This is a genomic window from Streptomyces alboflavus (assembly GCF_000716675.1).
Classification (GTDB): domain Bacteria; phylum Actinomycetota; class Actinomycetes; order Streptomycetales; family Streptomycetaceae; genus Streptomyces; species Streptomyces alboflavus.
In genome coordinates this window covers 82,832-108,791 of record NZ_JNXT01000057.1, presented here as the reverse complement: position 1 = coordinate 108,791, position 25,960 = coordinate 82,832, and the positions used below count along the sequence as shown (strand labels likewise).

The following is a 25,960-nucleotide window of genomic DNA, read 5'->3' as shown; positions in this document are numbered from 1 at the left end:
GCCCAGCCCCCCGCCGCACCCCAGGCCCCGGCCCCGGCCGCCCCGGACCCGTACGCGGCCCCGGCCCCCGTCGCCCAGCCGGCCCCGGCCACCCCCGCCGCCGCGTACACGGGCGGTGGCCCCGACCCCCGCTCCCTCTGGCCGAACATCCTCGACGCGGTCAAGAACCGCCGCCGCTTCACCTGGATCCTGCTCAGCCAGAACGCCCAGGTGGCCGGGTTCGACGGCACCACGCTCCAGCTCGGCTTCGTGAACGCCGGTGCCCGGGACAACTTCGCGTCCAGCGGCAGCGAGGACGTCCTGCGGCAGGCGCTGACGGAGCAGTTCGGGGTGCAGTGGAAGGTCGAGGCGATCGTCGACCCTTCCGGCGGCTCGGCACCGCCACCCGCGGCGAGCGGATTCGGCGGCGCCCCCGTGGCCCCCCGCCCCGCCCCGCAGCAGCCCGCGCCGCCGCAGTCCCCCGCACCGTCGCCGACCCCGGCCCCGCAGCAGCCCGGTCCCGCCCAGTCGGCGTCCGCGCCCCCCGCCCCCCAGCAGGGGCAGTCGCGGCCCCCGGCCCCCGCGCCCGCCCAGGCCCCGCCGTCCAGAGCCCCGGAGCACGTCGCCCCCGAGGACGACATCCCCGAGGACGACGACCCGGACCTGGTCGACTCGGCCCTCTCCGGCCATGAGCTGATCGTGCGGGAACTGGGCGCGACGGTCGTCGAGGAGTACACGAACGAATAGGGAACCTCCAGGTCCGAGCCCCTCACCTGGAGAAACCCACAAGCCCCGGGCGCGCCCCGCCTCGGACGCCCGAACAAAGGCACCCCGTCCGCCGGGCTAGGCTGACCCCCGTGAAGGTCCTCGTCATCGGCAGCGGTGCCCGCGAACACGCCCTGTGCCGCTCCCTGTCCCTCGACCCCGCGGTCACCGCCCTGCACTGCGCCCCCGGCAACGCCGGGATCGCGGACGTGGCCGAGCTGCACCCGGTCGACGCCCTCGACGGCGCCGCCGTGGCCGGGCTCGCCACGAAGCTCGGCGCCGCGCTGGTGATCGTCGGACCGGAGGCGCCCCTGGTCGCCGGGGTCGCCGACGCCGTGCGGGAAGCGGGCATCCCGTGCTTCGGGCCGTCCAAGGAGGCCGCGCAGCTGGAGGGCTCCAAGGCCTTCGCCAAGGACGTGATGGCGGGCGCAGGCGTGCCCACCGCCCGCAGCTACGTCTGCACCACCCCCGAAGAGGTCGACGCGGCCCTCGACGCCTTTGGCGCGCCGTACGTCGTCAAGGACGACGGCCTCGCCGCGGGCAAGGGCGTCGTCGTCACCGACGACATCGCGCAGGCCAGGGAGCACGCCCTCGCCTGCGGACGCGTCGTCATCGAGGAGTTCCTCGACGGCCCCGAGGTCTCTCTCTTCGCCGTCACCGACGGCGAGACCGTCGTCCCGCTGCGCCCCGCCCAGGACTTCAAGCGCGCCCTCGACGGCGACGAAGGCCCCAACACCGGCGGCATGGGCGCCTACTCGCCGCTGCCCTGGGCCGACCCCAAGCTCGTCGACGAGGTGCAGGAGACGGTGCTCCAGCCGACCGTCGACGAACTGCGCCGCCGCGGCACCCCCTTCTCCGGGCTCCTGTACGCCGGGCTCGCGATCACCAGCCGCGGCGTCCGCGTCATCGAGTTCAACGCCCGCTTCGGCGACCCCGAGACCCAGGTCGTCCTCGCCCGCCTCAAGACCCCGCTCGCGGGCCTCCTGCTGGCCGCGGCGAACGGCACCCTCGCCGACCTGCCGCCGCTGCGCTGGAGCGACGACGCGGCCGTCACCGTCGTCATCGCCTCGCACAACTACCCCGGTACGCCGCGCACCGGTGACCCCATCGAAGGCCTCGCCGACGTCGCGGACCAGGACGCCCCGGACGCGTACGTCCTGCACGCCGGGACCAGGCGCGACGGCGACGCGGTCGTCAGCGCGGGCGGCCGCGTGCTGTCCGTGACGGCGACCGGCGCCGACCTCGCGCAGGCGCGCGAGCGCGCGTACGCGGCGGTCGGCCGCGTACGCCTCGACGGCTCCCAGCACCGCACCGACATCGCCGAGCAGGCGGCGCGGGGCGGCGCCGCGTAACCCCGCGGGACGGCACCGGGAGCGGGTGGCCCGAGGCCGCGTAGCCCGCATGGCCCGGGTCGCCCCCCCGTCACTCCTGCCCCTGTGCCCCACGGGTCTACGGTCCTCCGTAGACCCGTCCGGCGTTACCGAGGGTGTCCGCTGGGGCCGCCGTATGACGGCCGCCGACTTGCCGGAGCGGCGGGTCCGGTCGGTGCGCCGGACGTCGGTCCCGGGGCCCGTGCCCACGGGCCCGCACGTCGTTCACCGGCCTCCCGTGGAGCGGGCCAGCTTTGCCCAAAGCCATTCCATCGAGTGACCGGTCGGCCATCCGGCTGACGGTGACCGGCACCCCAACTAGGGTGCGGCGAAGGCATGGAAGGCACTCACAGCCAAACAGCCCACCGGCATTGCGATGTCGGTGGCGGGTGCCACAGTGGGGGAGTGAGCAACGCCAACGACGTGCGCCGTCGGCTCCGGCCGCCGGCCGAGCTGTAGGCAGCAGGGGGTGACTTCGGTCGTGTCAGGTATGGGTGTGGAGGTGGGCGCGCGGGCCGCGCGTTCCCGGGCCCTCGCCGTGCTGCGCATCCGCAGCCGGGCGCTGGCCGTCGCCCTGCTGCCCGCGGCCGTCGCCGTCGTGCTGCTCGCCGCCACGGCCATGGGGCACATAGGCGGCGGCAGTTGGGCCGCGGCGCGCTGGGCCGTGACGGTCCTCGCGGTGCTCGTGCTGCTCGGCGCCGGGGCCGTCGCCCTCGTCGTCGCGCGGGCCAGACCCGCGATGAGCCCGACCGTCCCGATCACGGAGGCCTCCGCCCCCGATCTGTACCGCCTGGTGCGCGACCTCGCCGACCGCCTCGAAGTCCCCGCCCCCTCGGCCATAGCTCTCACCCCGGACTGCGACAGCTGGCTGGAGGACCGCACCCACCGGGCGCACGGGACCCCGGCCGACACGGCCGCCCCCGGCACGGGCACCGGCCCGGACGGTGCGCGCGCGGAGCTGCCCACCCCGCCCCACGGCACGGCCATCCAGGGCGCCCGGCCGCCCCGCCGCCGCGCTCCCGTCGCCCCCGTCCTCGTCATCGGCTCGCCCTTCCTGTGGTGGATGCGCGTCGGCGAGCTGCGCGCCGTGCTCGCCCCCGTCGTCGCGGGTACGGGTCCCTCGGCGCACCCCGACATAGCCGCAGCCCGTCGTTTCGTACGCGGCCTCGATGCCGCCGTCGCCGTCGCGTCGGCGCCGGGGCGCGGGCCGCTCGCGCGTACCGTCCTCGGTGGTGTCGGGAAGGTGGCGCGGCTGCTCCTGCGCAGCTGCCGCGTGCACGCCGCGGAGATGGAGCGCGGCGTCGCGGCGGCCGCGGCCGAGCGGGCCCAGAGCGTGGACTACGGCGTGCGGATCGTCGCCCAGGAGCAGGTCGGCCTCGCGTACGCCGGGTGGGACCGGCTCCTGACCCGGGTCGCGCTGCCCGCCTGGCGCATGGGGCGGTGGCCCTCGCGGCTCGACGCGGGTGTCGTCTCCGCCCTCACCGAACTCTCCCGGCGCGACCGCCTCGCCGAAGGGTTCGCCTCCCGGCTCGGGGAGCGGCCCGCGTGCGACCTCCTCGAGGAGCCCGGCGCGGTGGACGAGGCGGCCTCGCTGCTCGCCGCCCGGCTGTTCCACGGCGGGCCCGCCGAGCCCGGGCCCGGCTGGGCGCCGGTGGCCTGGCAGGAGTATCCGGACGAGGTCGTCGACCGGAAGTGGCGGATGGACGCGGCGCGGCTCCACCGCGTCCTGGACGCGCTCGGCGTCAGCCGCTCCAGCGACCCGACGGCGGGTGACCCCAAGGGGCCGACGCTCGGGCGCGTTCTTGAGCATCTGACGGACCCGGAGGCGATGGCGCGGCGGGCGGCGGCCGAGGTCGGCGCGGGCTCTGCCGGGGCCGGTCGCACCCGGCCCGGCCTCACCGAGTCCGGTGCCGCCGATGCCGACGGGGCCGAAGCGGGGCTCACGGACGCCGAGTTGGCGCAGGCCGGATTTGCCGCCGCCGTCGATCCGGCCGACGTCGTCGACGCCCCGGAGGGGCCGGGCGGGGAGCTGGCCGCGCGGCTCAGCGCCGAGGTGGCCCGGGAGGAGGCCGCGGCGCCGCCTCGGCCCGCGCCGGCGGGGCAGGGGCCGGACGAGGCGCTGTGGGACGACGGGGTGCTGCCGTTGTTCCCGCTGCAACCGCCGCGGTCCGGGCGGGAGTTGCTGGCCGATCACGTCACGGCGATGGTGTGCTGTGCGGCCGTGGACACGGCGGGGGCGTCGCCGGGGCTCGACTGGTTGGACGGGCCCTCGCTCCTGCTGCGCGGGGAGCGTGCCGCCGACCTCGCCCCGCGGGTCCTCACCCTCGTCGAGGACGGCGACCCCGAGCCGCTCCGCCACTGGCTCACCGAACTGGGCGTCCGCCCCGAAAAACCGGTCCGCCTGGTCTGACCCCCCGGCCCGCCCCGGATCGCGCTCCGCGCTCGTCCTCAAACGCCGGACGGGCTCTCTCACCCACCCGCCCAACCTTGCACCTGCCGAGCAACAGCCCGGCACCTTCAGGCCGACGTCGGGGCAATTTCAGCCCGTCCGGCGCTTGAGGACGAGGCGCGCAGCGCCGATCCGGCGGCGCCCCCGTCCCACCCGAGGGGAACACCCACCCCCGCCGCCCCAGGGCCAGACCCCCCCACCCAGCACCAATTCACGACGAACGGTAACGACACACGTGCGTAATGTGATGTGCTGGGTCCGGCAGCCGACACGGCCACGTGGGACAGTGCAGAGCCGGAACAGCACAGAGCCGGAACAGCGCAGAGCCAAGGGCGTACCCCCGCCGCACCACCCGTGTCGCCCAGGCCGGGGGAGCGAGGGAGGGGACAACGCATGGGACCGGAGCCGATCCGCCGCTGGGAGTCGGGCGCCCTCGCCCACGCCGTGACCGACCCGTTCGGCCAGGGCCCCCTGCCCTGGCTCCGCGGCGCCGAGCACTACTTCGACGACACGGGCCAGGTAGTCCCCTGGTACGTGGACCACACCCCCGGCGCCACCGGACCCGTCCCCGCCCCCCGCACCGGCAGCCCCCGCACAGCCGACGACATACACCGCCAGATCAAGGGTTTCACCAGCACCGGAGCCGCCGCCCCCGGCGAGGCGATCGACTTCCACATCACCGTGGACCCGCCCCAGCAGTTCAGCGTGGACATCTACCGCATCGGCCACTACAGCGGCGACGGCGCCCGCAAGATCACGACGAGCCCCCGCCTCTCCGGCATCGTCCAGCCCGCCCCGCTCGCCGCCGACCGCACGGTCTCCTGCCACCACTGGTGGCTGTCCTGGCGCCTGCAGATCCCGTCGTACTGGAACATCGGGGCGTACGTGGCGGTCCTCACCACCACCGACGGCTACCGCTCGCACGTCCCCTTCACGGTCCGCGACAGCGTCCCCCCGGGCCCCGGCGAGCCCGTCGCCCCCTCGGCGGACCTGCTCGTCCTGCTGCCCGACATCACCTGGCAGGCGTACAACCTCTACCCGGAGGACGGCCACACCGGCGCCAGCCTCTACCACGCCTGGGACGACTACGGCCGGCTCCTCGGCGAGAGCGAGGCCGCGACGACGGTCTCCTTCGACCGGCCGTACGCGGGCGCGGGCCTGCCCCTGCACGTGGGCCACGCCTACGACTTCATCCGCTGGGCCGAGCGCTACGGCTACGACCTCGCGTACGCCGACACCCGCGACCTGCACGCGGGCCGCATCGACCCGACCCGCTACCGGGGCCTGGTCTTCCCCGGCCACGACGAGTACTGGTCGGCGGCGATGCGCCGCACCACGGAGCTGGCCCGCGAGTCCGGCACGTCCCTGGTCTTCCTGTCCGCCAACACCATGTACTGGCAGGTCGAGTTGGGCCCGTCCCCCTCAGGCGTCCCGGACCGCCTGCTGACCTGCCGAAAACGCCGGGGTCCCGGCAAGGCCGCGCTGTGGCGCGAAGTCGACGTACCCGAGCAGCAGTTGATGGGCATCCAGTACGCGGGCCGGGTCCCCGAGCCGCACCCGCTCGTCGTCCGCAACGCCGACCACTGGCTGTGGGAGGCGACCGGCGCGCACGAGAGCGACGAGATCGACGGCCTGGTCGCGGGCGAGGCCGACCGCTACTTCCCGCGCACCGCGCTCCCCGAGCACCAGGGCCGCATCCTGCTCGCCCACTCCCCGTACGAGGACAGCGAGGGCGCCGTGCGCCACCAGGAGACCTCGCTGTACCGCGCCCCCTCCGGCGCCCTCGTCTTCGCGTCGGGCACCTTCGCCTGGTCCCCGGCCCTGGACCGCCCCGGCCACATCGACCCACGCGTCCAGCGCGCCACGGCCAACCTCCTGGACCGCATCTGCAAACGCGACTGAGGCAGGACCCGCGGACCCGGCCGCGGCCCGGCCCTCCGAGGACACCGCCGAGGCCCGTTCGCGTTCACCACGCCCCATCCGGGCAACCCGTGGCCAAGACCAGCTCCCGCATACGGGAGAATCGAGCCACTTGGACAGAACCACGGGGAGGAACCGTGTCCGGATTCGTCGAAAAGCCCGAGCCGATTCAGGTTCCGGGTCTGGTGCATCTGCACACCGGCAAGGTGCGCGAGCTGTACCAGAACGAGGCGGGCGACCTCGTGATGGTCGCCAGCGACCGCATGTCCGCCTATGACTGGGTGCTGCCCACCGAGATCCCCGACAAGGGGCGGGTGCTGACCCGGCTCTCGCTGTGGTGGTTCGACCAGCTCGCCGACCTGGCCCCGAACCACGTCATCTCCACCGACGTGCCGTCCGGCGCCCCCGCCGACTGGGAGGGCCGCACCCTCATCTGCAAGTCCCTGGCGATGGTCCCGGTCGAGTGCGTGGCCCGCGGCTATCTGACGGGCTCGGGCCTCGTCGAGTACAACGACACCCGCACGGTCTGCGGCCTCGCGCTGCCCGAGGGCCTGGAGAACGGCTCCGAGCTGCCCGCGCCGATCTTCACGCCCGCCACGAAGGCGGACGTCGGCGAGCACGACGAGAACGTGTCGTACGAGGAAGTGGCCCGCCAGGTCGGTGCCGACACCGCCGCCCAGCTGCGGCAGGCGACCCTCGCCGTGTACAGCCGCGCCCGCGACATCGCCCGTGAGCGCGGTCTGATCCTCGCCGACACCAAGTTCGAGTTCGGCTTCGACGGGGACACCCTGGTCCTCGCCGACGAGGTCCTCACCCCGGACTCGTCCCGCTTCTGGCCGGCCGACACCTGGAAGCCGGGCCGCGCCCAGCCGTCCTTCGACAAGCAGTACGTGCGCGACTGGCTCACCTCGGCCGCGTCCGGCTGGGACCGCGCGAGCGAGCAGCCGCCCCCGCCGCTGCCCGCGGACGTGGTGGCGGCGACCCGCGCCAAGTACATCGAGGCGTACGAGCGGCTCACGGGAACCGCCTGGGCGTAGGACACGACCGCAGGCACGACAGAGCCCCCCGGTTCCGAGGAACCGGGGGGCTTTCGCTGAGCGGACGACCAGGTTCGAACTGGCGACCTCAACCTTGGCAAGGTTGCGCTCTACCAACTGAGCTACGTCCGCGCTGCGCCGAAGCGCGAGAGCCACTATACCCAACCTCGCTCCCGCGCGAGACGCACCGCCGCGTGCCGGTTCTCCGCACCGATCTTGGTGACGGCCGAGGAGAGGTAGTTGCGGACCGTTCCCGGCGAGAGCGCGGCCCGCTCCGCGATCTCCGACACGGGCGCGCCGTCGGCGGCGAGTTCGAGCACCTCGGCCTCGCGGACGGTCAGCGGGGAGTCCCCGGCGGAGATCGCGTCGGCGGCCAACTCCTGGTCCACGTACCGGTTTCCCGCGTGCACGGAACGGATGATCTCCGCAAGCCGTTGCGCACTGACCGTCTTCGGGACGAACCCCCGCACACCCGCTTCGAGCGCCCGCTTGAGGTGCCCCGGGCGGCCGTGGCTGGTGACGATCATGGTGCGGCAGTCGGGGAGTTCCTCCCGCAGCGTTGTGGCGACACTCACACCGTCGGCGCCCGGCATCTGCAGGTCGAGCACGGCGACGTCCGGCCGGTGCGCCCGCGCCATGGCGAGCGCCTCGGGTCCGGTCGCGGCCTCGGCGACGACGACGAGGTCGTCCTCCAGGGCGAGCAGGGCGGCGAGCGCGCCGCGGATCAGATGCTCGTCGTCGGCGAGCAGCACGCGTACGGCGGTCATGAGGCCTTGGCCTCCGGGGTGAGCGGGACGGCGTCCGCCGGGTCGGGTGCCCGGTCCGGGCGGCCGGGCCCCGGCAGCGGCACCCGTGCCGTGAGCCGGAAGCGCCCGTCCGCCGCGGTGTGCTCCAGCGTGCCGCCCACGGTGGCGAGCCGTTCCCCGAGCCCCCTGAGCCCGGACCCGCCGCTGCCGACGGGGGCCTCGGGCGCCCCGTCGTTCTCGATGGTCAACTCCGTACGTCCTTCCGTCACCGAAACCGTGATGGTGCACGTCTCCGCGTCGCCGTGCCGCAGCACGTTGGTGGTGCCCTCGCGCACGACCCACCCGAGCGCCGCCTGCACGGCCGGGGGCAGCCCGACGGGCGCCCCGGACACCCGGCAGACGATCCCGGCGGCCTCCAGGACGCCCTGCGCCCCGGCGAGTTCGGCGCCCAGCTCGGCCTCGCGGTAGCCGCGGACGACGTCCCGTATCTCCCGCTGGGTCTCCTGCGCGATCCGCTGCACCTCGACCATCTGGTCCACCGCCTCGGGCCTGCCGCGCCGGGCGAGCTGCACGGCGAGCTCGCTCTTGAGCGCGATGACGGCGAGGTTGCGGCCCATGACGTCGTGCAGGTCGCGGCCGAACCGCAGGCGTTCCTCGGCGACGGCGAGGCGGCCCTCGGTCTCGCGGGCCCGCTCGGCCTCCCACATCACCGCGAGCGTCCAGGCTCCGCAGCGCGAGGTGAGCAGCGAGACCAGGCCGCCGACGGCGATGAGCACGGCCAGGGCGGCCAGCAGCCCGCCGCGCGTCCCCACGGCGGCGAAGGCGGCAAGCAGGACGACGAGGATGCCCGCGAGCTGGCGGAAGAAGCTCCGGATCGACACGGCGAAGCCCAGCGCCTCCGCGTACGGGGTGATCAGGAACAGCAAGCCGAGGCCGATCACGCCGCCCTTGACGCCGTCGATGTGCTGGAGCGCGAGGGCGAGGCCGAAGCCGGCGACGGTGAGGCCGAACATGACGGCCAGGTCGCGGCGCGGGAACGGGGCGCGGCCCAGGTAGTGGTCGAGGGCGCGGCGCAGCGTGCGGTTGACCTGCACGCACTGGAGCGCGGCCACCACGATCATCGACCAGCCGAGGAGCTGCGCGGTGGTCTCGTGCCGCAGGTTCAGGCCGATCGGCACCGCGCACCAGCTGAGGAAGAAGATCCACGGCACGGTGTGCCACATGACCATGCTCTGCAGCTCGACCTGTTCGATCTTCCTCAGACCGCGCCAGCGCCGTTGCCAACCCCGGATCCTGCCCACCGCTCCCTGTCCTCTCCCTCTCCCCGTCCCTGTTCCCTTCGCCCGCCCGGCAGGCCCCTGACCGGCGCCGCTAGCGCCGCGGCTCCCAGCGGAACCACCTGCGTACAGCAAACACGCCGACCACGATCCAGGCCACCGCGATGGCGAGGGCGCGCAGCGCCTCACCGGCGTCGAGCTCACCGGTCCAGCCGCCGCGGATCAGCGCGATCACGGGGGACAGCGGAAGCAGCTCGCAGATCCTGGCCAGCTTGTCCGGCATGACTTCGAGGGGCACGGTCGCGCCGGAGCCGATCAGGGAGGCGATCAGCAGCGGCATGACCATGACCTGGGCGCTCTCCACGCTCTGGCTGACGATCGAGGTGACCGCGGCGAGCAGCGGGAACATCACGAGTCCGAGGACCAGGCCCAGGGCCACGTAGTGCACGGCACCGGGAGTGCCCACGTCGAGCAGGACGGCGCACATGCCCATGAGCACCAGGGACTGGACGAGCCCGATGGCGACGGACGGCAGCGCCGCGCCCGCGAGGATCTCGGTGTCCCGCACCTCGCCGGTGCGCAGCCGCTTGAGCACGAGTTCCTGGCGCCGGGCCGCGTACACGCTGACCAGGGTCGAGTACACGGCGAAGAGCAGGGAGAAGGCGATCGCGGACGGCAGCAGGACCGAGCCGACGGAGAGCCCGGTGCCCTTCAGGTCCATTTCCTGGGCCGCCGACTTCATGGTGAAGGGCACGACCAGGGGCACGAAGAGCGCCGCGAACAGCGTGCCCTTGGCGCGGCCGAGCAGGGTGAGCTCGGCCCGGGCCAGGGCCAGGAGGCGGCCGGCCGGGGTGGTCGTGGCGGCGCCGCGGGCGGGCCGGGCGGCCGGTGGGGCGACGGTGTCGGTGGGGCTCATCGGACGGTCTCCTTCTGCTGGTTCGTCCGGCGGGAGCCGCCGACCTGACGGATGTCGCCGGTCTCCTCGGCGGTCCGGGTCGCCTCCTGCGCGATCTGGAGGAACGCCTCTTCCAGTGAGGCGGCGCGCACGTCGAGCCGGTCGAGCCGGACGCCGGTGTGTTCGGCCCAGGTGAGCAGGGCGGTGGCGACCTGCTGGAGCCGGTCGGTGCGGAGCCGGATGGTGCGGCCCTCCACCTCGTGTCCGGTCACGCCGAGTTCGGCGAGCGGCGGCAGGTCGCCGGGGAAGTACCCCTCGGGCAGCTGGAAGGAGATGCGGGCGGGCTGGGAGGCGACGACCTCGGCGACGGTGCCGGTGGCGGCGATGCGGCCTTCGTGCAGGATCGCGAGGCGGTCGGCGAGGTTCTCGGCCTCTTCCAGGTAGTGGGTGGTGAGGAGCACGGTGGTGCCCTGTTCGCGCAGTGCGCGCACCAACTTCCAGGTCTCGCGGCGGCCTTCGGCGTCGAGTCCGGTGGTGGGTTCGTCGAGGAACAGCACTTCGGGGTCGCCGAGCAGCGCGGTCGCGAGGTCGAGGCGCCGCTTCTCGCCGCCGGAGAGCTGCTTGACGCGCACCTTGCCGCGGCCGGTGAGGCCGACGGATTCGAGGACCTCGGCGGCGGGGCGGGCCCCGCTGGTGCAGCCGGCCCACATGCGCAGCGTCTCGTCGACGGTCAGCTCGGACGGGAAGCCGCCTTCCTGGAGCATCACGCCGATCCGGGGCCGGACCGCGTCCCGCTCGCGGTACGGGTCGTGCCCGAGGACCCGGACGGTCCCGGAGGCGGGTTCGGCGAGGCCTTCGAGGACTTCGACGGTGGAGGTCTTGCCCGCGCCGTTGGTGCCGAGCAGAGCGAACAGCTCCCCGCGACCGGCGGTGAACGAGATCCCCCGGACCGCTTCGAAGCCTCCCGTGTAGCGGCGCCGCAGGTCGGTCACTTCGATCACTTGGTCTGTCATGACTCAAGGCTCGCCCGCCGTCGAAGCCGCGGGCAGTGCGCGTTGTCATCGACTCGCATGACAAATGTCAGACGTGCGGGCCGCCGCCTGCGGGGCGCGGGGAGCACGACGAAGGCCCGGTGTCTGGGACACCGGGCCTTCGTGACTGGAGCGAACGACGAGGTTCGAACTCGCGACCTCAACCTTGGCAAGGTTGCGCTCTACCAACTGAGCTACGTTCGCATTGCCTCCGACCAGCTCTCACTGATCGGCGCGAGCACCAGCTTACCGCACCCGAATGGGTGGTCGGTGAGCGGTGCGGAGCGGGTGACAGGAATTGCACACTGCGCCTTCCCCCTGGAAGGGGGATGTTCTACTACTGAACTACACCCGCACGACTCCTCGGGGTTCGGCCCTTTCGGCCTTGCCCTTCGGCGTGCTCCAGACTCTAGCTGACCAGCGGGGGTGCTGCGCAAGTCGGTTGCGCGAGCACCCCCGTCGCGAGGTCCCCGAGGGGTCCGACGCCGGCGGCCGGAGTCAGTTGGCGGCCTCGAACGCCTCGTACACCTTCTTCGGGATCCGGCCGCGCGGCGGTACGTCGAGGCGGTGCGAGCGGGCCCAGGCGCGCACGGCCGCCGGGTCGGGGGTCACCGCCGTGTGCCGGTAGACCTTGCCGGACTTCGACTGCTTGCGGGCCGCGTCCAGGTAGGGGGCGAGGACCTTGCGGAGTTTCTCGGCATTGGTTTGGTTGAGGTCGATCTCGTACGACTTCCCGTCCAGACCGAAGGCGATCGTTTCCGCCGCTTCTGAGCCGTCGATGTCGTCAAAGAGAGTGACCACGACACGCTGCGCCACGAATATCGGTCCTTTCGTGCGGCGCCACCGCATTGACGTGCAACGATGTGCGGTGATGCCGACTGTCCGGCAGTTTTGGGACAAAGTATCGGCTATTGCCAATTCCTTTGTACAGTGCCTGGCATTGAATAGTGAAGCCAAGGAAAACCAACCGCGTGTTCCGGCGGCGTGTCCGGGAGAATACGGGCAGGCCGGGCGCTTCCCCAGCAGGGTGGGTGCGGTGGGGTGGTGGACGCAATGGCGAACTGTGATCTTTTCCAGGATTTTTCGCGGACGTGTCCTGCTCGACGCCGTGCCGACCCCTTCGAAGTGACTGCGGTCACGTATGTTGCTACGAATCTACGCGGGTAGAAATTTTGTGCGGGTAGTCTGAAGGAACCTGCTCGGCGGCCCGCTCGGCGCCAGCTGAGCAGTACCCCGCAAGCAGCAGCGCAAGCACCACACACCGGGAGTGCCAGTGGCACGCGTCGTAGTCGACGTCATGCTCAAGCCGGAGATCCTCGACCCCCAGGGACAGGCGGTGCAGCGTGCACTGCCGCGCCTCGGTTTCCAGGGGATCTCCGACGTACGTCAAGGAAAGCGCTTCGAACTCGAGGTGGACGGGCCCGTCGACGACGCGGCCCTCGCCCGTATCCACGAGATGGCGGAAACCTTCCTCGCCAACACCGTGATCGAGGACTTCGTCGTAAAGGTCGAAGAGCCGGCGGTGGAGGCGAAGTGACTGCTCGAATCGGAGTCGTCACTTTTCCTGGAACGCTCGACGACCGCGACACCCAGCGCGCCGTGCGCGTCGCCGGTGCCGAGGCCGTGCCGCTGTGGCACCGCGACAAGGACCTGAAGCAGGTCGACGCCGTGGTCCTTCCGGGCGGTTTCAGTTACGGCGACTATCTGCGGGCGGGCGCCATCTCGCGTTTCTCGCCCGTCATGGAGTCGGTCATCGAGCAGGCGAAGGCCGGAATGCCGGTCCTCGGGATCTGCAACGGCTTCCAGGTCCTCACCGAGACCCACCTGCTGCCCGGCGCGATGCTGCGCAACAACCACCTGCACTTCATCTGCCGCGACCAGAAGCTGCGCGTGGAGACCAACTCGACTGCCTGGACCGCCGATTACGAGGTCGGCCAGGAGATCTCGATCCCGCTGAAGAACATCGACGGACGCTATGTCGCCGACGAGCGCACCCTCGACATGCTGGAGGCCGAGGGCCGCGTCGCCTTCCGGTACCTGGACATGAACCCGAACGGCTCGCTGCGCGACATCGCGGGCATCACGAACGAGGCCGGCAACGTCGTCGGCCTCATGCCGCACCCCGAGCACGCGGTCGAGCCGCTGATCGGGACCGGCCGCACGGACGGCCTGGGATTCTTCACCTCGATCCTGAAGAAGCTGGTGGACGCCCGATGACCCTCGACACCGTCAAGCACGCGACGGAGACCCCCGAGGCCGCGCAGCCCTGGAAGGAGCTCGGCCTCAAGGAGGACGAGTACGCGCGGATCAGGGAGATCCTCGGCCGCCGCCCGACCGGCGCCGAGCTCGCCATGTACTCCGTCATGTGGTCCGAGCACTGCTCGTACAAGAGCAGCAAGGTGCACCTGAAGCAGTTCGGCGAGAAGGTCCCCGACAACGACGCCATGCTCGTCGGCATCGGCGAGAACGCGGGCGTCGTCGACGTCGGCCAGGGCTACGCGGTCACCTTCAAGGTCGAGTCGCACAACCACCCCTCCTACATCGAGCCCTACCAGGGCGCGGCCACCGGCGTCGGCGGCATCGTGCGCGACATCCTCGCGATGGGCGCGCGCCCGGTCGCCGTCGTGGACCCGCTGCGCTTCGGCGCCGCCGACCACCCCGACACCAAGCGCGTGCTGCCGGGCGTCGTCGCGGGCATCGGCGGCTACGGCAACTGCCTGGGCCTGCCCAACATCGGCGGCGAGGTCGTCTTCGACTCCTGCTACCAGGGCAACCCGCTGGTCAACGCGGGCTGCATCGGCGTCATGAAGCACGAGGACATCCACCTCGCGAAGGCGTCCGGCACCGGCAACAAGGTCATCCTGTACGGGGCCCGCACGGGCGGCGACGGCATCGGCGGCGTCTCCGTGCTCGCGTCGGAGACCTTCGAGTCGACCGGTCCGGCGAAGCGTCCGGCCGTCCAGGTCGGCGACCCCTTCCAGGAGAAGCTCCTCATCGAGTGCACCCTGGAGATCTTCGGCGAGAAGCTGGTCGCGGGCATCCAGGACCTCGGCGGCGCGGGCCTGTCCTGCGCCACCAGCGAGCTGGCCTCGGCCGGTTCGGGCGGCATGCGCGTGGAGCTGGACACGGTTCCGCTGCGCGACTCCTCGCTCTCGCCCGAGGAGATCCTCATGAGCGAGTCGCAGGAGCGCATGTGCGCGGTCGTCGAGCCGGACAAGGTCGACCGCTTCATGGAGATCTGCGAGAAGTGGGACGTCATCGCGACCGTCATCGGTGAGGTGACCGAGGGCGAGCGCCTGGAGATCTTCTGGCACGGCGAGCAGATCGTCGACGTACCGCCGCGCACGGTCGCGCACGAGGGCCCGGTCTACCACCGGCCGTACGAGCGCCCGTCCTGGCAGGACGCGCTCCAGGCGGACGACGCGAACAAGCTGGCGCGCCCGGCGAACGCGGCGGAGCTGCGCGAGCAGATCCTCAAGCTGGTCGCGTCCCCGAACCAGGCCTCCAAGGCGTGGATCACCGACCAGTACGACCGCTTCGTCCAGGGCAACACGATCCTCGCGCAGCCCGAGGACGCGGGCATGGTCCGCGTCGACGAGGAGTCCAACCTGGGCGTCGCCATGGCGACGGACGGCAACGGCCGGTACGCGAAGCTCGACCCGTACGCGGGCGCGCAGCTCGCGCTCGCCGAGTCGTACCGCAACGTCGCCGCCTCCGGCGCCAAGCCGCTCGCCATCTCCAACTGCCTGAACTTCGGCTCCCCCGAGGACCCGGACGTGATGTGGCAGTTCGCGGAGGCCACGCGCGGTCTGGCGGACGGCTGTCTGGCGCTCGGCACCCCGGTGACCGGCGGCAACGTCTCGCTCTACAACCAGACCGGCGAGACCGCGATCCACCCGACGCCCGTCGTGGCCGTGCTCGGCGTCATCGACGACGTCACGCGCCGCACGCCGATCGCCTTCAAGGAAGAGGGCCAGCTCCTCTACCTGCTCGGCGAGACGACCGAGGAGTTCGGCGGCTCGGCCTGGTCCCAGGTCGTGCACGACCACCTCGGCGGCCTGCCGCCCAAGGTCGACCTGGAGCGGGAGCGGCTGCTCGGCGAGATCCTGATCTCCGCCTCGCGCGACGGCATGATCGACGCCGCGCACGACCTGTCCGACGGCGGCCTGGTCCAGGCGGTCGTGGAGTCCTGCCTGCGCGGCGGGGTCGGCGCGCGCCTGGTGGTGCCGGACGGGCTCGACGCCTTCACGTTCCTGCTGAGCGAGTCCGCGGGGCGTGCCGTGGTGTCCGTGCCGCGGAGCGAGGAGCTGCGGTTCACCGACATGTGCGGGGCGCGCGGTCTGCCCGTCACGCGGATCGGTGTGGTCGACGGGGACGCCGTCGAGGTGCAGGGCGAGTTCACGCTGCCGCTGGACGAGCTGCGCACGGCGCACGCGGAGACGATTCCGGGGCTGTTCGCCTGACGTAGTCGTCGCCGGAGCTGCGGGAGCCCCCGTTCGGACGTGGTCCGGACGGGGGCTTCTTCGTTCCGGGGTTGATTGAGATTACGTAATTACGTAACTTAGTAGCGTGGATCTTGAAGAGCGCGTCGCCGAGCTGGAGCGACGCATGGCCGCCCTTGAGGGCGAGGACCGGCCGGCGCCCGCCGTCGGCCGGGGTGACTTCTGGGCGCTCGAAGGGCTGAAGGCGCAGCTCGCCGAGCTCGGGGCGGCGGACGGCGGGGTGCTGTACACCGGCGCGGTGCGGCTGCCGACCGGGCAGCGGTACGAGTGGCAGACCGGGCAGGTCACCGACCGGCTGTTCGAGGACGACTGGGCGGCGGCCGCCGACTCGTTCGCCGCGCTCGGGCACGCGGTGCGGCTGCGGCTGCTCCGCGAGATCCTCGGCGGCCGCCGCACCGCCGCCGACCTCGCCGCGCTCGACGACATCGGCACGACCGGCCAGATCTACCACCACCTGCGTCAGCTCACCGCCGCGGGCTGGCTGCAGAGCACCGGCCGCGGGCGGCACGAGGTGCCCGCGGGGCGGGTGGTGCCGCTGCTCGTGGCCCTGCACGCCGCCTGCCCATGACACACACATCAGGGGGAACGACCATGTCCGTACGTCAACGCAAGATCGCCGCACTGGTCAAGCGGGTCCTGTGGCTGATCTTCTTCGCCCAGGTGACCGCCGGATTCTTCGTGGACCTGCCGTACAACTACTGGCTGGGCTGGCTGCCCGTGCTCGGCGTGGTGGCCATCAGCCTGGCGACATCCCGCTCCGTCCGGCAGCAGACCGCGACGGAACCGCCCGCGCCCGTCGAGGTCGAGCCCCCGGTCACCGGCCGCTGGTCCGCCCTCAACAGCCCCGCCGACAAGGTGCCGAGCCACGGCACGCACAGCCTCGGCCAGACCTACGCCATCGACATCACGGCCGAGCCGGAGCACGGGCCGGCCCGCCCGACCCCCGTCTGGTTCTGGCCCGTCGCCCGGCGCGGCCAGGCGTACCCCGCCTTCGGGGCGCCGCTGTACGCTGTGGCCGACGCGACCGTCGCGTACGCCGAGGACGGTCAGCGCGACCACCTCAGCCGCAGCTCCCTGCTCGGGGTGCTGTACTTCTGGCTGGTCGAAGGCATCGGCAGGACGGTCGGCGGGTCCCGCCGCATCGTCGGCAACCACATCGTCCTCGACCTCGGCGAGGGCACGTACGCCCTGTACGCGCACGTCCAGCGCGGCTCGCTCGACGTACGCGCCGGGGACCGCGTCCGGGCCGGGCAGGCCATCGCCCGCTGCGGGAACTCCGGCAACTCCACCGAGCCGCACATCCACTTCCAGCTGATGGACGGTCCGGACCTGAACACGGCCAGGGGCGTGCCCTTCCGCTGGCGGGGCGTCGGGGTGCCCGCGAACCGGGAGGTGTTCACGGCCGTTCGCGACGCGGAACAGGCATCCGGCAAGAATTTGATCCAGAGCTAAATTTAGTCCGAGCGTAAAATTCATCCTGGTATCGTCCGGCCATGGCAGCACGAGAAGCCGCACCGACGGGCCGGCCCGCACCCGCCGAGCAGGGCCAGGCCGACGCCTCTGACCAGGGCAGTCGCGCGCCCGGCCTGCGGGAGCGCAAGAAGCAGCAGACCGCCGCGCGGATCTGGCAGGCCGCGGTGGAGCTGTTCGTCGAGCGCGGCTTCGACAAGGTGTCCGTCGCCGAGATCGCGGCCGCCGCCGACGTCTCGAAGATGACCGTCTTCAACTACTTCGGTACGAAGGAGGACGTGCTCCTCGGACCCATGGAGGAGCACGTCGCGGACGCCGCCGACGCCGTGCGCGACCGCGCCCCCGGCGAGTCCGCCGCCGAGGCCCTGCGCCGCCAGCTGCTCGACCTGATCGAGGCCAGGGACCCGTCCGTCGGCCTGAGCGACAGCGCCCGCACGCTCCAGGTGCTGCGCCTGATCACCGAGACCCCCGTCCTGCTGCACCGCGCGCACGCCTTCCACCTGCGCCGCCAGGAGCTCCTCGCCGAGGTCCTCGCGGCCGAGACCGGCGACGCGGTCCTCGCGGAGGTCGCCGCGGCCCAACTGATCGGCGTGCGCAACGCGGTGTTCGCCGAGGTGCACCGCCGCCGCGTCGCCGACGTCCCCCTCGACCAGGTCGCCGCCGACGCCGCGCGCCTGGCGAGGGACGCCTTCGCCCTGGTGGAAAAGGGACTGAGCGGCTACGCGGTCAAGGCTTAGGCTCCCTCCATGCCACCGGCCAAGAAGCGCACCCGCAGCTACGACCCGACCAAGATCCGCACCGCCGTGCTCGCCCAGTTCGCCGCGGTGCGCACGGCCGTCGCGGGCCTGACCCCGGAGCAACTCGCCGCGCCCACCCGGCTCGGGGACTGGACCGTGCGCGAACTGGCCGCCCACCTCACGATGGTGCTCGGCTCCGTCGCCCGCTATCTGGACGCGCCCGAGCCGGACAAGCACGAAGTGCCGCTCCAGGACTGGCCGTTCCGCACGTCGTCGGCGTCCGCCCAGGTCGACGAGGACGTGCACGGCATCGTCGACGCGGGCACCGACCTCGACGCACTCTTCGCGCACGCCGCCGACCGGCTCGCGGAGACCCTCCCCGGCGCCGCCGACACCCGCCTCGTGCCCTCGCGCTTCGGCGGCATGACCCTCGCCGACTTCATGGTCACCCGCACCGTCGAACTGATCGTCCACACCGACGACTTGAACGACGCGCTGCCGGGCCTCGACGTGCCGTACGACCGCCAGGCCCTGGCCGCCTGCACCCGCCTGCTCGCCGACGCCCTGGCCACGAAGGCCCCCGGTGGCTCGGTCGAGGTGCGGATCCCGCCGTACGCGGTGGTCCAGTGCGTCGAGGGCCCCCGGCACACCCGCGGCACCCCGCCGAACGTCGTCGAGACCGACCCGCTGACCTGGATCAGGCTCGCCACGGGGCGGACGACGTGGGCGGCTGCGCGCGAGGCGGCCCAGGTCAGCGCGAGCGGTGAACGGGCCGACCTCGGCGGGCTGCTGCCGATCATGTCGTGAAGCGGAGGGACGCGGAGGGACGTGGAGGGGCGCGTAGGGGCGCGAGGGGAGGCGGCGAGACACGGAGGGAACCGGACCCGGAGCCGCCCCGTCACAATGACATGTACAAGCAGCGTGTGACCCAGACCCTCACCGTCCTCGCCGCCGCCGGGCTGCTCGCGGCCTGCGGCTCTGAGTCCGGCTCCGGCGACGGCGGATCCGACAAGGCCGGACCGGGCAACTCAGGCTCCGGCAAGGGCGGCTCGGACTCGTCGCTGACCGGAGTCCGCTGGAACGTCGACAGCCTCACGGTCGACGGCAAGAAGAAGGCCGCCCCGGACGGCGCCTATGTGAAGTTCGGCGGCAAGGGCACCGCCGCGGGCAACTTCGGCTGCAACGGCTACGGCGCCAAGGCGTCCGTCAAGGGCGACACCGTCCACTTCGAACCGGGCCCGCACACCGAGATCGCCTGCGACGCGCTCGACTTCGAGAAGAGCCTCGCCCGCGCCATGGACGGCAAGCTCAAGGCCCAGGTCGACGACGAGAACCTGACGCTCACCACCGCCGGGGGCGACCGCATCGCCCTCAGCGCCGAGGCCGGGGCGCCACTGAAGGGCACCGAGTGGACGGTGACGTCCGTCGGCACCGGATCCACGTCGACCTCCCTGCCCAAGGCCTTGGACGACAAGATCAAGCTCACCTTCACCAAGGACGGCGCGGTCCGCGGCAACCTCGGCTGCAACGACGTCACCGCGAACGCGGCCGCCGCCGACGGCAAGATCACCCTGGGCGCGCCCCGGGTCACCCGCAAGATGTGCCCCGGCGACGTCATGCCCACCGAACGCGCCCTCCTGAAGCTCTTCGGCGGCAAGGCCTCCTACAAGCTGGACCACCGCACCCTCACCCTGACCGCCCCCGACGGCAAGACCATGGCGAAGGCCCAGGCACCGACCGCCTGACCCGACGGCTCGGCGGGGGTGCCGGGATCAGCCCGCCCGGAACCATTCGACGGGGGCGGTGGTACCAGCCCGCCAGGATGCATTCGGCGGGGGCGCCGGAATCAGCCAGTCCGGAACCACTCGACGGGAGGGTTGGAATCAGCCCGTCCGGCGCTTGAGGACGAGCGCGCAGCGCGACACTACGGTGCCCCCGGGTAACATCCGCTGGTGACAAGGGGGCAAAACCACCCCACCACCCAAGGCGCCCCCGCCAGACCCTTCCCCAATTCGGACCAGTGGTCGATCTCGCCTACACTCGGTGGCGTGCCACGTGGTGACGGTCGACTCAATCACGATCTGCTCCCCGGCGAGAAAGGCCCCCAGGACGCTTGTGGCGTCTTCGGTGTCTGGGCTCCGGGTGAAGAGGTCGCAAAGCTCACGTACTTCGGGCTCTATGCCCTCCAGCATCGGGGCCAGGAATCCGCGGGAATCGCGGTCAGCAACGGCTCCCAGATCCTCGTCTTCAAGGACATGGGGCTCGTTTCCCAGGTCTTCGACGAGACCTCCCTCAGTTCTCTCCAGGGACACATCGCGGTCGGTCACGCCCGCTACTCCACTACGGGAGCGTCCGTCTGGGAGAACGCCCAGCCCACCTTCCGCGCCACGGCCCACGGCTCCATCGCCCTCGGCCACAACGGCAACCTGGTCAACACGGCGCAGCTCGCCGAGATGGTCGCCGACCTGCCCAAGCAGGAGGGCCGCACCACGCGCGTGGCGGCCACCAACGACACGGACCTGCTCACGGCCCTGCTCGCCGCGCAGACGGACGCCGACGGCAAGCCGCTGACCATAGAGGAAGCCGCCTCAGTGGTGCTTCCCCAGGTCCAGGGCGCCTTCAGCCTCGTCTTCATGGACGAGCACACGCTGTACGCGGGCCGCGACCCGCAGGGCATCCGCCCGCTCGTCCTCGGCCGCCTGGAGCGCGGCTGGGTGGTCGCCTCCGAGAGCGCCGCCCTCGACATCTGCGGCGCCGCCTACGTCCGCGAGATCGAGCCGGGCGAGTTCATCGCCATCGACGAGAACGGCCTGCGAACGTCCCGATTCGCTGAAGCGAAGCCCAAGGGCTGTGTCTTCGAGTACGTCTACCTCGCGCGCCCCGACACCGACATCGCGGGCCGCAACGTCTATCTCTCGCGCGTCGAGATGGGCCGCAAGCTCGCGAAGGAAGCCCCGGTCGACGCCGACCTGGTGATAGCGACCCCGGAGTCCGGCACGCCCGCCGCCATCGGCTACGCGGAAGCCTCGGGGATCCCCTTCGGCGCCGGACTCGTCAAGAACGCCTACGTCGGCCGGACCTTCATCCAGCCCTCGCAGACCATCCGCCAGCTCGGCATCAGGCTGAAGCTGAACCCCCTCAAGGAAGTCATCAAGGGCAAGAAGCTGGTGGTCGTCGACGACTCGATCGTCCGCGGCAACACCCAGCGCGCCCTGGTCAAGATGCTCCGCGAGGCCGGCGCCGCCGAGGTCCACATCCGGATCTCCTCGCCGCCCGTGAAGTGGCCGTGCTTCTTCGGCATCGACTTCGCCACCCGCGCCGAGCTGATCGCCAACGGCATGAGCATCGAGGAGATCGGGACGTCGCTCGGCGCCGACTCGCTCTCCTACATCTCCATCGACGGCATGATCGAGGCCACCACCATCGACAAGCCGAACCTCTGCCGCGCCTGCTTCGACGGCGAGTACCCGATGGACCTGCCCGACCCGGAACTCCTCGGCAAGCAGCTCCTGGAGACGGAGCTCGCCGCGGGACCGGCGGCCACGGCCGCGGCCGACGCGATCCGTCGCCCCTGAGCCCATTCATCAACCCGAAAGATCCCAGGCAATGTCTGAGACAACTGGTGCCTCCTACGCCTCGGCCGGCGTCGACATCGAAGCGGGCGACCGCGCTGTCGAGCTGATGAAGGAGTGGGTGAAGAAGACGCAGCGCCCCGAGGTCGCGGGCCTCGGCGGACTCGGCGGCTTCGCCGGCCTCTTCGACGCCTCCGCGCTGAAGCGCTTCGACCGCCCGCTGCTCGCCTCCGCCACGGACGGCGTGGGCACGAAGGTCGACCTCGCGCGCAAGCTCGGTGTGTACGACACGATCGGCCACGACCTCGTCGGCATGGTCGTCGACGACATCGTCGTGTGCGGCGCCGAGCCGCTGTTCATGACCGACTACATCTGCGTCGGCAAGGTCCACCCGGAGCGCGTCGCCGCGATCGTCAAGGGCATCGCCGAGGGCTGTGTCCTCGCCGGCTGCTCCCTCGTCGGCGGCGAGACCGCGGAGCACCCGGGCCTGCTCGGGGCGGACGACTTCGACGTGGCGGGCGCGGGCACCGGCGTCGTGGAGGCCGACCGGGTGCTCGGCGCCGATCGCATCCGTAAGGGTGACGCGGTCATCGCCATGGAGTCGTCGGGTCTTCACTCCAACGGGTACTCGCTGGTGCGGCACGTGCTCTTCGACCGCGCCGGGATGTCCCTGGAGCAGCAGGTCGAGGAGTTCGGCCGCACGCTCGGCGAGGAGCTCCTGGAGCCCACGAAGATCTACTCCCTGGACTGCCTCGCGCTGATCCGCACCGCTGAGGTGCACGCCTTCAGCCATGTCACCGGCGGCGGCCTCGCGGCGAACCTGGCCCGGGTGGTCCCGGACGGCCTGCACGCCACCGTGGACCGCTCCACGTGGACGCCGGGCGCGGTGTTCGACCTGGTCGGCCGCGCGGGTCGGGTCGAGCGCCTGGAGCTGGAGAAGACCCTGAACATGGGCGTCGGCATGATCGCCGTCGTGCCCGAGGAGTCGGTCGACGTGGCCCTCGCGACCCTCGCCGACCGCGGCGTGGACGCCTGGGTCGCGGGCGAGATCACCGACCGCGGCGACCACACGACCGGCGCCGAGCTCACCGGCGACTACGCGAAGTAGCCCCGACGCGGTCCCGTGTCCCTTGGACAGCACAAAACCCGGTCCGGCGGTGTTACCACCCCGGGCCGGGTGAAGTGCGGTCGCTGTCAGAACGGCGCGATGGGCGCGAACTTCAGCTGTGTGCGGCTACCGCGAGGTCAAGCACCGCGGCGCTGCGACGATGAACCGGACTCGTCGACGTCCTCGTCATCGTCGTCGGTGTTGTACAGATCCGCGTACTGCGCGTACGGGTCGTCTTCCTCGTCCTCGTCCTCGAACGGCTCGCCATTCGGCGGCTGCTGCGAAGTCGAAGCGCCCAGCTCATTGGCCAGACGCGACAGGTCAGTCCCGCCGCTGTTGTACTTCAGCTGGCGGGCGACCTTTGTCTGCTTGGCCTTGGCCCGGCCGCGCCCCATGGCTCGACCCCCTCGGTATCGGGGCTTCATGGCCCCAGAGTCTTGACACGCGTTCATGATCTGGAACGGACTCTCCATGGAGAGACCGGTCCGTAGGGCTTCCACGGTACCTGCTCCTGCGGCCATACGGTACGTCGCCCGCAGGACGCGCCTAGGCGCACGACTGGCAAGGTGCCCTTTCCTCGCTGGTCAGCTGCGATTTTAACCTCTTCTTGGCAGGCGACCCGCCGACGGGGGTGAGTCTTGTCTCCCGAGGGCGTCGGCGGGCCGTGATCCGGCGTCGAATCGGTGCTGTACGCACACGTTCCGTCGGTCGGACGTCAGCGGTGCGTCACGGGCGGCGGGCCTCCGCGATGCGCTGCTCGGCGATCCTGTCGGCCGCCGCGGCGGGCGGAATCCCGTCCTGCTTCGCACGTGCGAATATGGCGAGCGTGGTGTCGAAGATCTTCGAGGCCTTCGCCTTGCAGCGGTCGAAGTCGAAGCCGTGCAGCTCGTCGGCGACCTGGATGACGCCGCCCGCGTTCACCACGTAGTCGGGCGCGTAGAGGATCCCGCGGTCGGCGAGGTCCTTCTCGACGCCGGGGTGTTCGAGCTGGTTGTTGGCCGCGCCGCACACCACCTTCGCCGTGAGCAGGGGCACGGTCGTGTCGTTCAGGGCGCCGCCGAGCGCGCACGGGGCGTACACGTCCAGGCCCTCGGTGCGGATCAGGGTCTCGGTGTCGGCGACCGCGGTGACCTCGGGGTGCTTGCTGGTGATGCGGAGCAGCGAGTCCTCGCGCACATCGGTGATCACGACCTCGGCGCCGTCCTCAAGGAGGTGCTCCACGAGGATGTGGCCGACCTTGCCGACGCCCGCGACGCCGACCTTGCGGCCGCGCAGCGAGGGGTCGCCCCACAGGTGCTGTGCGGAGGCCCGCATGCCCTGGAAGACACCGAAGGCGGTGAGGACCGAGGAGTCGCCGGCGCCGCCGTGCTCCGGGGAGCGCCCGGTGGTCCAGCGGCACTCGCGCGCGACGACGTCCATGTCCGCGACGTACGTGCCGACGTCGCAGGCCGTCACGTAGCGGCCGCCGAGCGAGGCCACGAAGCGGCCGTAGGCGAGGAGCAGTTCCTCGCTCTTGATCCGGTCCGGGTCACCGATGATGACCGCCTTGCCGCCGCCGTGGTCGAGCCCGGCCATGGCGTTCTTGTACGACATCCCGCGCGCGAGGTTCAGGGCGTCGGCGACGGCCGCTTCCTCGGAGGCGTAGGGGTAGAAGCGCGTGCCGCCGAGGGCGGGGCCCAGGGCGGTGGAGTGGATGGCGATGACGGCCTTGAGACCGCTTGCGCGGTCCTGGCAGAGCACGACCTGCTCGTGTCCCCCTTGTTCCGAGTGGAACAGGGTGTGCAGGACGCCGTCGGTTACATCGGTCACGGTGGTGACTCCCGGTTGCGTAGCGGCGGTTGGGCGGGGATCCCGTGCGGGTGGCGGGCCCCGTTTGCCAAGAGAGTAGAGCCTCGTGGTGTCCGGCCGCCGCACGGTGGTCGGCATGACTCTGTCCGGTCCCCGCGCGGGTCACTCTCCCGGGCCGCAGGACGGAGAACGGCACTGTTCGGCCATGGCACGATTTGCTGTGTTTTCCAGTCGCCCGGCGGGGGAGGGGAGGAGCCGTGCCCAAGGTGTCCTCGGTGATCGTCCCGTACGCGTCGTACTTGCGTGTGTATGAGCCCCTGGCGGCCTTCCCCGAGCCCGAACGGGGTCACTGGGCGCGCTACGCCCGCCGCCGGGAGCGCCCCTCGTACCAGGACGAACTCCGTCGTTCCCTGGCCGATCTGGTGCCCACGCCGCCCGTTCCGGTGCCGGTGCACGAGAGCGGCGAGGCGTTCGTGGTGGAGACGGACGGCGTGGTGTGCGTCTGCCCCTGGCGGACCCGGCTGCGCGGCTGGCAGGCCCTCGGCGATCTCGGCGGGCAGCTGCCCGCGCCGGTCCTGGACGCCGTCCTGCCGCCGGTGGTGCGCCGCCAGGCCGCCGCGGACTACGAGCAGTGGCTGGCCCGCAACCCCGACGCGCGCCCCTGGATCCGCACGGCGACCTGGCACGTGCCGCTGAACTGGTTCGTCCTGGTCGCGGACGAGGAGCGGCTGTACGAGCCCGGATACGGGACGGGGGGCGCCGGGGACGCGGCCGACGCGGATGCCGAGGGCTCGGCGGGCAGGGTGGGCTCCGAGGCGTCCGCCGGGGCCGGGGTGCCGGTGCTGCGGTACCGCACGCCCATGGTGCAGGCGCGGCGCCGGGTGGCGCGGGGCCTGAAGGCGCTGCGGGACGCGATGGACGAGGGTGCGCTCATCGACGGCCTGGTGGACGTCGGGCGGTGGCTGGAGGAGTTCCACCCGCGCTCCCTGGTGGAGCTGGACTACGGCGGCCTGGTGCACGCGCTGCCGGACGAGCTGCTCGACGAGGACCACTCGGCGGCGGACGTGGCCGCCGGGATCGAGGCGCTGCGGGCCGGTGACGGGGTGGGGGCCGGCGAGGCGTATGCGAGGCTCGTGGAGCGCTGGCGCGCGGTGCGGGAGCGACAGTTCTCGAACTGACCGCCGCTCGGGTCCCGCGCTGACCGCCGCCCGGTTCTCGAACTGACCGCCGCCCCGTCCTCGGATCGGGCGACGCTCGGGCCTGTTCTCATGGAGAGCGCTTGTCCTGGTGGCGGGACGTAGGTCCCGATCCGGG

General features: G+C 72.0%; 22 protein-coding genes, 3 tRNA genes and 1 pseudogene. 16 read left to right on the top strand and 10 right to left on the bottom strand.

The annotated features are described in order from the left end of the window. From OO63_RS32790 to OO63_RS32770, 5 genes and pseudogenes are all read left to right on the top strand, one after another. A pseudogene (locus OO63_RS32790) lies at positions 1-726 on the top strand (DNA polymerase III subunit gamma and tau); the annotation flags it as partial. Positions 727-836: 110 nt separating this feature from the next. Continuing rightward, the gene (gene purD / locus OO63_RS32785; protein WP_030362782.1) at positions 837-2,096 is read left to right on the top strand and encodes a phosphoribosylamine--glycine ligase; all 1,260 of its coding nucleotides are present in this window, start codon (positions 837-839) and stop codon (positions 2,094-2,096) included. Positions 2,097-2,604: 508 nt separating this feature from the next. After that, entirely contained in the window at positions 2,605-4,524 is a 1,920-nt protein-coding gene (locus tag OO63_RS32780) for a hypothetical protein (RefSeq protein WP_030362781.1), read from the top strand. 432 nt (positions 4,525-4,956) lie between these two features. Continuing rightward, positions 4,957-6,465, top strand: coding sequence for a N,N-dimethylformamidase beta subunit family domain-containing protein (locus OO63_RS32775; protein ID WP_030362780.1), 1,509 nt, complete (start codon positions 4,957-4,959; stop codon positions 6,463-6,465). A 155-nt stretch (positions 6,466-6,620) separates the two neighbouring features. Continuing rightward, positions 6,621-7,520 carry a phosphoribosylaminoimidazolesuccinocarboxamide synthase gene (locus tag OO63_RS32770; RefSeq protein ID WP_030362779.1) on the top strand — a complete coding sequence of 300 codons (900 nt, stop codon included), beginning with the start codon at positions 6,621-6,623 and terminating at the stop codon, positions 7,518-7,520. A 59-nt stretch (positions 7,521-7,579) separates the two neighbouring features. Here the strand turns inward: OO63_RS32770 and OO63_RS32765 are convergent. The 8 genes from OO63_RS32765 to OO63_RS32730 form a co-directional block, all read right to left on the bottom strand. Beyond that, positions 7,580-7,652 (bottom strand) — tRNA-Gly (locus OO63_RS32765). Between the two features lie 23 nt (positions 7,653-7,675). Then, the gene (locus OO63_RS32760; RefSeq protein WP_030362778.1) at positions 7,676-8,287 is read right to left on the bottom strand and encodes a response regulator transcription factor; all 612 of its coding nucleotides are present in this window, start codon (positions 8,285-8,287) and stop codon (positions 7,676-7,678) included. After that, complete coding sequence (locus tag OO63_RS32755) at positions 8,284-9,567, bottom strand: sensor histidine kinase (protein ID WP_030362777.1); 1,284 nt, start codon at positions 9,565-9,567, stop codon at positions 8,284-8,286. The genes OO63_RS32760 and OO63_RS32755 overlap by 4 nt, the downstream gene beginning before the upstream one ends. A 70-nt stretch (positions 9,568-9,637) precedes the next feature. Next, complete coding sequence (locus tag OO63_RS32750; protein ID WP_030362776.1) at positions 9,638-10,459, bottom strand: ABC transporter permease; 822 nt, start codon at positions 10,457-10,459, stop codon at positions 9,638-9,640. Next, positions 10,456-11,451: an ABC transporter ATP-binding protein gene (locus tag OO63_RS32745; protein ID WP_051811399.1), complete on the bottom strand. Its 996-nt coding sequence runs from the start codon at positions 11,449-11,451 to the stop codon at positions 10,456-10,458. Before OO63_RS32745 ends, OO63_RS32750 begins: the two co-directional genes overlap by 4 nt. 146 nt (positions 11,452-11,597) lie before the next feature. Beyond that, positions 11,598-11,673 (bottom strand) — tRNA-Gly (locus OO63_RS32740). Between the two features lie 79 nt (positions 11,674-11,752). Beyond that, a tRNA-Gly gene (locus tag OO63_RS32735) sits at positions 11,753-11,824 on the bottom strand. A 143-nt stretch (positions 11,825-11,967) separates the two neighbouring features. Continuing rightward, complete coding sequence (locus tag OO63_RS32730; RefSeq protein ID WP_030362774.1) at positions 11,968-12,285, bottom strand: histone-like nucleoid-structuring protein Lsr2; 318 nt, start codon at positions 12,283-12,285, stop codon at positions 11,968-11,970. 457 nt (positions 12,286-12,742) lie between these two features. Between OO63_RS32730 and purS the strand changes: the two genes are divergently transcribed. The 10 genes from purS to purM all read left to right on the top strand — a co-directional run bounded on the left by purS (position 12,743) and on the right by purM (position 22,858). Beyond that, complete coding sequence (gene purS, locus OO63_RS32725; RefSeq protein ID WP_030362773.1) at positions 12,743-13,006, top strand: phosphoribosylformylglycinamidine synthase subunit PurS; 264 nt, start codon at positions 12,743-12,745, stop codon at positions 13,004-13,006. Continuing rightward, positions 13,003-13,686, top strand: a complete 684-nt coding sequence (purQ, locus tag OO63_RS32720) for a phosphoribosylformylglycinamidine synthase subunit PurQ (protein WP_030362772.1) — start codon at positions 13,003-13,005, stop codon at positions 13,684-13,686. The genes purS and purQ overlap by 4 nt, the downstream gene beginning before the upstream one ends. Further along, on the top strand, positions 13,683-15,932 hold the full coding sequence (purL, locus tag OO63_RS32715; protein ID WP_033264677.1) for a phosphoribosylformylglycinamidine synthase subunit PurL: 2,250 nt from the start codon (positions 13,683-13,685) through the stop codon (positions 15,930-15,932). Before purQ ends, purL begins: the two co-directional genes overlap by 4 nt. A 106-nt stretch (positions 15,933-16,038) precedes the next feature. Beyond that, positions 16,039-16,539 carry an ArsR/SmtB family transcription factor gene (locus OO63_RS32710; RefSeq protein ID WP_030362771.1) on the top strand — a complete coding sequence of 167 codons (501 nt, stop codon included), beginning with the start codon at positions 16,039-16,041 and terminating at the stop codon, positions 16,537-16,539. A 23-nt stretch (positions 16,540-16,562) separates the two neighbouring features. Then, positions 16,563-17,423 carry a M23 family metallopeptidase gene (locus tag OO63_RS32705; RefSeq protein WP_030362770.1) on the top strand — a complete coding sequence of 287 codons (861 nt, stop codon included), beginning with the start codon at positions 16,563-16,565 and terminating at the stop codon, positions 17,421-17,423. Positions 17,424-17,464: 41 nt separating this feature from the next. Continuing rightward, positions 17,465-18,178, top strand: a complete 714-nt coding sequence (locus OO63_RS32700; protein WP_078619506.1) for a TetR/AcrR family transcriptional regulator — start codon at positions 17,465-17,467, stop codon at positions 18,176-18,178. Between the two features lie 9 nt (positions 18,179-18,187). Then, a complete protein-coding gene (locus OO63_RS32695) occupies positions 18,188-18,985 on the top strand; it encodes a maleylpyruvate isomerase family mycothiol-dependent enzyme (RefSeq protein ID WP_030362768.1) in 798 nt (265 codons plus the stop codon). A 116-nt stretch (positions 18,986-19,101) separates the two neighbouring features. Next, on the top strand, positions 19,102-19,923 hold the full coding sequence (locus OO63_RS32690; RefSeq protein WP_158798938.1) for an META domain-containing protein: 822 nt from the start codon (positions 19,102-19,104) through the stop codon (positions 19,921-19,923). Between the two features lie 303 nt (positions 19,924-20,226). Continuing rightward, a complete protein-coding gene (purF, locus tag OO63_RS32685) occupies positions 20,227-21,753 on the top strand; it encodes an amidophosphoribosyltransferase (RefSeq protein WP_030362766.1) in 1,527 nt (508 codons plus the stop codon). Positions 21,754-21,784: 31 nt separating this feature from the next. Next, positions 21,785-22,858 carry a phosphoribosylformylglycinamidine cyclo-ligase gene (purM, locus tag OO63_RS32680; protein WP_030362765.1) on the top strand — a complete coding sequence of 358 codons (1,074 nt, stop codon included), beginning with the start codon at positions 21,785-21,787 and terminating at the stop codon, positions 22,856-22,858. A 137-nt stretch (positions 22,859-22,995) separates the two neighbouring features. On the opposite strand, the gene OO63_RS32675 is transcribed toward purM, so the two are convergent. Together OO63_RS32675 and OO63_RS32670 are read right to left on the bottom strand one after the other, a co-directional pair. Further along, positions 22,996-23,253 (bottom strand): DUF3073 domain-containing protein, encoded by a 258-nt coding sequence (locus OO63_RS32675; RefSeq protein WP_030362764.1) that lies wholly within the window; start codon positions 23,251-23,253, stop codon positions 22,996-22,998. Positions 23,254-23,584: 331 nt separating this feature from the next. After that, on the bottom strand, positions 23,585-24,667 hold the full coding sequence (locus OO63_RS32670) for a Leu/Phe/Val dehydrogenase (protein WP_030362763.1): 1,083 nt from the start codon (positions 24,665-24,667) through the stop codon (positions 23,585-23,587). Positions 24,668-24,903: 236 nt separating this feature from the next. On the opposite strand from OO63_RS32670, the gene OO63_RS32665 reads away from it, so the two are divergent. Then, complete coding sequence (locus tag OO63_RS32665; RefSeq protein WP_030362762.1) at positions 24,904-25,824, top strand: DUF8083 family protein; 921 nt, start codon at positions 24,904-24,906, stop codon at positions 25,822-25,824. The last annotated feature ends 136 nt before the right edge of the window (positions 25,825-25,960 follow it).

Bases quoted from the DNA above. Each gene is read 5' to 3' on its own strand.
- OO63_RS32695 (WP_030362768.1), top strand. From the start codon at position 18,188: ATGCCACCGGCCAAGAAGCGCACCCGCAGCTACGACCCGACCAAGATC.
- OO63_RS32675 (WP_030362764.1), bottom strand. From the start codon at position 23,253: ATGGGGCGCGGCCGGGCCAAGGCCAAGCAGACAAAGGTCGCCCGCCAG.
- OO63_RS32760 (WP_030362778.1), bottom strand. From the start codon at position 8,287: ATGACCGCCGTACGCGTGCTGCTCGCCGACGACGAGCATCTGATCCGC.
- OO63_RS32750 (WP_030362776.1), bottom strand. From the start codon at position 10,459: ATGAGCCCCACCGACACCGTCGCCCCACCGGCCGCCCGGCCCGCCCGC.
- OO63_RS32705 (WP_030362770.1), top strand. From the start codon at position 16,563: ATGTCCGTACGTCAACGCAAGATCGCCGCACTGGTCAAGCGGGTCCTG.
- OO63_RS32745 (WP_051811399.1), bottom strand. From the start codon at position 11,451: ATGACAGACCAAGTGATCGAAGTGACCGACCTGCGGCGCCGCTACACG.
- purM (WP_030362765.1), top strand. From the start codon at position 21,785: ATGTCTGAGACAACTGGTGCCTCCTACGCCTCGGCCGGCGTCGACATC.
- OO63_RS32780 (WP_030362781.1), top strand. From the start codon at position 2,605: ATGGGTGTGGAGGTGGGCGCGCGGGCCGCGCGTTCCCGGGCCCTCGCC.
- OO63_RS32700 (WP_078619506.1), top strand. From the start codon at position 17,465: ATGGCAGCACGAGAAGCCGCACCGACGGGCCGGCCCGCACCCGCCGAG.
- purL (WP_033264677.1), top strand. From the start codon at position 13,683: ATGACCCTCGACACCGTCAAGCACGCGACGGAGACCCCCGAGGCCGCG.
- OO63_RS32775 (WP_030362780.1), top strand. From the start codon at position 4,957: ATGGGACCGGAGCCGATCCGCCGCTGGGAGTCGGGCGCCCTCGCCCAC.